General features: G+C 39.6%; 4 protein-coding genes. All 4 read left to right on the top strand.

Annotation, left to right across the window (positions count from 1 at the left end; all coding sequences use genetic code 11):
- On the top strand, positions 1–1,736 hold a 1,736-nt coding region (locus tag ACO0KV_RS18185; RefSeq protein WP_423044546.1), incomplete at its 5' end, for a glycoside hydrolase family protein.
- A gap of 13 nt (positions 1,737–1,749) precedes the next feature.
- The gene (locus ACO0KV_RS18180; RefSeq protein ID WP_423044544.1) at positions 1,750–2,808 is read left to right on the top strand and encodes a hypothetical protein; all 1,059 of its coding nucleotides are present in this window, start codon (positions 1,750–1,752) and stop codon (positions 2,806–2,808) included.
- Positions 2,809–2,955: 147 nt separating this feature from the next.
- Entirely contained in the window at positions 2,956–4,014 is a 1,059-nt protein-coding gene (locus ACO0KV_RS18175) for a hypothetical protein (protein ID WP_423044542.1), read from the top strand.
- A 148-nt stretch (positions 4,015–4,162) separates the two neighbouring features.
- The gene (locus ACO0KV_RS18170; RefSeq protein WP_423044540.1) at positions 4,163–5,221 is read left to right on the top strand and encodes a hypothetical protein; all 1,059 of its coding nucleotides are present in this window, start codon (positions 4,163–4,165) and stop codon (positions 5,219–5,221) included.
- Positions 5,222–5,228 lie beyond the last annotated feature (7 nt).

The raw sequence follows: 5,228 nt of genomic DNA, 5'->3' as shown, positions 1-5,228 counted from the left end.
ATACGTTAGCGTCGATCGCCAAGGAAAATAGAACCACTACCCAAGCACTGGTTCGCCTCAACAACATTAGAAATGAAAACTACATTGCTGCAGGACAGATTCTGAAGCTTCCCCTGCAAAATGAACGCACATCAGGACACAGTGCCGGTCATGCATCTGTGTCAGTTGCACCATCCAAAAAAACTAGCCAAGAACACGCTAATCTCTCTCAGAAAACATCTGGACATTCAGGAACAGATACCAATATTGATGCGCCTGTCTCGCCAACTACCCCATCGGACACCGTCCCAGTGCAGCTCATCATGAGCGATAAGAGAGGTAAAAATGGTACGCCAAAATCAGAGTGGAGCGCGCAGTGCGATGAAAGTCACTGCATCAAATTCGGAGACAAAGGTCCATTGATCGAAGAGCTGAGTATTCGACTGGCTGGGTTTGGTGGGTCTAAACCTACAACCATATTTAATGCTGCATTAGAGTTGGCGGTCAAACAATTTCAGCGAGATTACATGGGCGTTGCTGAGACAGGAAAAGTTTGTGGAAGCGTCTTAGTTGCGTTGGATGAGTTCAAGGCAAAGTATCCCGTTAACCTCGACAGCATGAAATGTCATTGCAATGGCACGCATTGCGAGGGCTTTGGTAATTCAAGTCTTGAAAAAGATAAGCAAGGTTGCGAGGTTAGTCCTGGGGAATATCCAGGAATCCATCGTAGTGTGTATTGGATATTAAGAGCGATGCTCTTTTATTTGCACACCAAAGAAAAGGACCTTGGCTACACGTTGAAATACATCTCATCCGGCTATCGATGTACATGGTGGAACAAGAACAACGCGAAATCCAAAACGACCAATCACATGGGGAGCGCATTAGATTTGCACTTCAATGACAAGAATGGAAACGAAGTGAGGGATGACGCAGGACTGAATAACATTCGGAAACAAATTTTTATGAAATACATGGGTGCTCTTGAACCTGGAACGAGGGATAAATCGGGTGACAAAATATATTTAGAGAGCACTTTTGAGGGCGCTAAATCGTGGGTGCATTTTGATATATGGGGATGGAAAAAGGAGCCGAATCATCGCTTTAGCGTAACGCGAGAAACAGCGGAAAACGGCAGCATACTTGAAATGGCGAGACGTGAAGGAAAAGGTGCTGCCGTGGTCTGTGGCGGACGAATTCCTCCACCAATCGCTCCGATTATTCCTGCAATAACAACAAACTCATCGAGTCCGACGAACGATCGCAAAAATGTACACACAATGTCGTTGTCTGATAAGGGCATCCAATTCATTAAGAGCTGGGAAAAACTTAGGACGGAGCCCTACGAGGATAGTTCTGGCTACTGCACCATCGGCTGGGGTCATTTAATTGACGGAAAAAAGAGCTGTAGTGTTTTAGAAAAAAATGGTTCTGATAACTATTATAAAGTGATCGGCAGTTATTCTGAAAAGTCGGCGGACGAGGATTTAAAAAATGACTTAATAGATGTTATAGAAAAAGTTAAAAAATTAATTGCTGTTCCGTTATATCAACACGAATTTGATGCCTTAGTTTGCTTGGCATTTAATACAAATAAATTATATCCAGTCCAATTGGCAAAACTGAACTCGCGCGATTATCAAGGTTGTTGCAACGAATTTGCCGACATTACTAATGGTGGGCTACCCGGGCTAGTAAAAAGACGAAAACATGAAATGGAAATGTTTTTGCACAATAAATATATTTATACACACTAATGGAGAATGAATAATGAAACTACTATTGCTATTGATTGCCTTCATTTTTAATACAAATGTAGCGCACGCACAGAGCTTTACGAGCGCAGACCAGAATCAAGATATTTCTGGTGACTGGGTATTTCAGAAAGTGGTTGATTATGATGATCCAAATATGAAACTTAATGAGGTTCAAGAACCACGATTCGTCATAAGTGGTAATAAGATCATTGATAGTCTTGGATGCCAAATGCCAATTCAAAAGGAAATCTATCCGCACTTTGATCCATTTCAATTAATGATGAAAGGAGACGCTACAAAGGAGAGTATCACTTCGTTTTTTGCGAAGAATTTCAATGAGAAAATGGATTTGAAAAAATCACCATGGGGATATCGAGTCAATACAAATTTAAAGAAGTCATGTAACGAATTTTTGTCCGCAAAAATACTGGTTTTTTCAACACAAATCATCATTGATTATGGCAACGCCTTTTTTAGCTACAAAAAACCAGCGATGAATAATGCCGCCATCAATACCTACGGTCGAAAAATTACCCTATTACCGTTTGATTATAAAAAGTATGATGATTGGTGCTACAAGATACGTCAAAAAAATGGCGATGTAAGAGGTACACAAATCCCATCCAACAACTGTACGGCTTTCTATCATACATATAGCTTAGGAAAATCAGATACCGACCCGTTAGGCTCTTTGCTTGGTTCCTATAACTACATTTTCAATCTTGGAACGGAATTCCCCCTTCCGCTAGACTACGATAACCCCGTAAAGCATGGATTACGTCCTGTCGTACTTTTTTTTACTCCGCTTAAAAATGTATTGGTTGCGTTGGTCGATGATAGAGAAACGCACAACGAACAGCATCGAGGAGCGAACTATAGAGAAGCGCTCTTAGTACCAATGTTCGTGACCATTTTAAACAACAAAGTCATTCAAACGTTGGCGGTGAAGGGCCAATTTTCTATCGATCGAAATCATCAAATTACCGTGATCGATCGTGGTTGGTTCAATGATCGTACGAAAGACCGAATTTATAAAATTCAAGAAAACGGCACAATTAAACAGATTCAATAAAAGCTATTCAAAGCACTCGACATTTTGGCGTGATGACCTGTTTCGTCGAAGGCGAATTAGTCATGAACATTCCCAACACACTCATGCGTGGCATTGCCTTGAAATAGAGGTCATGTCGCGCCTTTTTTGGAATTTTAAAAGTAAATAATGAAACTACTATTGCTATTGATTGCCTTCATTTTTAATACAAATGTAGCGCACGCACAGAGCTTTACGAGCGCAGACCAGAATCAAGATATTTCTGGTGACTGGGTATTTCAGAAAGTGGTTGATTATGATGATCCAAATATGAAGCTTAATGAGCTTCAAGAACCACGACTCGTCATAAGTGGTAATAAGATCATTGATAGTCTTGGATGCCAAATGCCAATTCAAAAGGAAATCTATCCGCACTTTGATCCATTTCAATTAATGATGAAAGGAGACGCTACAAAGGAGAGTATCACTTCGTTTTTTGCGAAGAATTTCAATGAGAAAATGGATTTGAAAAAATCACCATGGGGATATCGAGTCAATACAAATTTAAAGAAGTCATGTAACGAATTTTTGTCCGCAAAAATACTGGTTTTTCCAACACAAATCATCATTGATTATGGCAACGCCTTTTTTAGCTACAAAAAACCAGCGATGAACAATGCCGCCATCAATACTTACGGACGAAAAATCACCCTATTACCGTTTGATTATAAAAAGTATGATGACTGGTGCTACACCATACCTCAAAAAAATAGTTATGGAAAAGGTACACAAATTCCATCCAACAACTGTACTGCTTTCTATCATACATATAGCTTAGGAAAATCAGATACCGACCCGTTAGGCTCCTTGCTTGGTTCCTATAACTACATTTTCAATCTTGGCATGGAATACCCCCATCCGCCGGACTACGATAACCCCGTCAAACATGGACTGCGTCCTGTTGTGCTTTTTTTTACTCCGTTTAAAAATGTATTGATTGCGTTGATTGATGATAGAGAAACGCACAACGAACAGCATCGGGGAGCGAACTATAGAGAAAAACTCTTAGCTCCAACATTCGTGACTATTTTAAATAACAAAATCGTCCAAACGTTGGCGATGGATGGCCAATTTTCTATCGATCGAAATCATCAAATTACCGTGATCGATAGTGGTTGGTTCAATGATCGTACGAAAGACCGAATTTATAAAATTCAAGAAAACGGCACTATAAAGCGGATTCAATAATATCCACTCAAAGCAGTAGACATTTTGGCGCAGGGACAAGCGTCGTTGAGGGCGGATTCGTCATTAGCAGACCCAACAAAATCATGCGTGACATGACCTTTAAACAGAAGTCATGTCGCGCCTTTATTTGGATATTTAAAAGTAAATAATGAAACTACTATTAATATTGATTGCTTTGATTTTTAAGACAACTTTAGTGTACGCACAGAGCTTTACGAGCGCAGACCAGAATCAAGATATTTCTGGTGACTGGGTATTTCAGAAAGTCGTTGATTATGACGAACCAAATATGAAAATCAATGAGGTTCAAGAACCACGATTTGTCATAAGTGGCAATAAGATCATCGATAGTCATGGATGCCAAATGCCGATTCAAAAAGAAATCTATACAGCTTTTGATCCGTTTCAATTAATGATGAAAGGCGGAGCGACCGACGAGAATATCGCTGCGTTTTTTGCGAAAAATTTCAATGAGAAAATGGATCTAAGAAAATTACCTTGGGGATATAGCGTCAGCATAAAATTTAAAAACCAATGCAACGAGTTTTTATCTGCATCAATACTGGTTTTTCCAACACAAATCATCATTGATTATGGCGACGCCTTTTTTAGTTATAAAAAACCAGCGATGAACAATGCCGCCATCAATACCTACGGACGAAAAATCACCCTATTACCGTTTGAGTTTAAAAAATATAATGATTGGTGCTTTGGCTCAAATAAGAGAAATCGTTATGGGGAGTATATACAAACGCCATCCAGTAACTGTACTGTGTTTTATCATCCATTTAGCTTAGGAAAATCAGATACCGACCCGTTAGGCTCTTTGCTTGGTTCCTATAACTACATTTTCAATCTTGGCATGGAATACCCCCATCCTCTCGACTACGATAACCCCGTAAAGCATGGATTGCGTCCTGTTGTGCTTTTTTTTACTCCGTTTAAAAATGTATTGATTGCATTGGTTGATGATAGAGAAACGCACAACGAACAGCATCGGGGAGCGAACTATAGAGAAGACCTCTTAGCACCAACATTCGTGACCATTTTAAATAACAAAATCATCCAAACGTTGGCGGTGGATGGTCAATTTTCTATCGATCAAAATCATCAAATTACTGTTATTGATAGTGGTTGGTTCAATCATCGTACGAAAGACCGAATTTATAAAATTCAAGAAGACGGCACAATTAAACAGATTCAATAAAAGCTAT

It is taken from the genome of Undibacterium sp. RuRC25W, from assembly GCF_049339825.1.
Lineage (GTDB): Bacteria > Pseudomonadota > Gammaproteobacteria > Burkholderiales > Burkholderiaceae_D > Undibacterium.
Note: the sequence above shows the minus strand (reverse complement) of the source record. Positions and strands in the feature narration are given on the sequence as shown.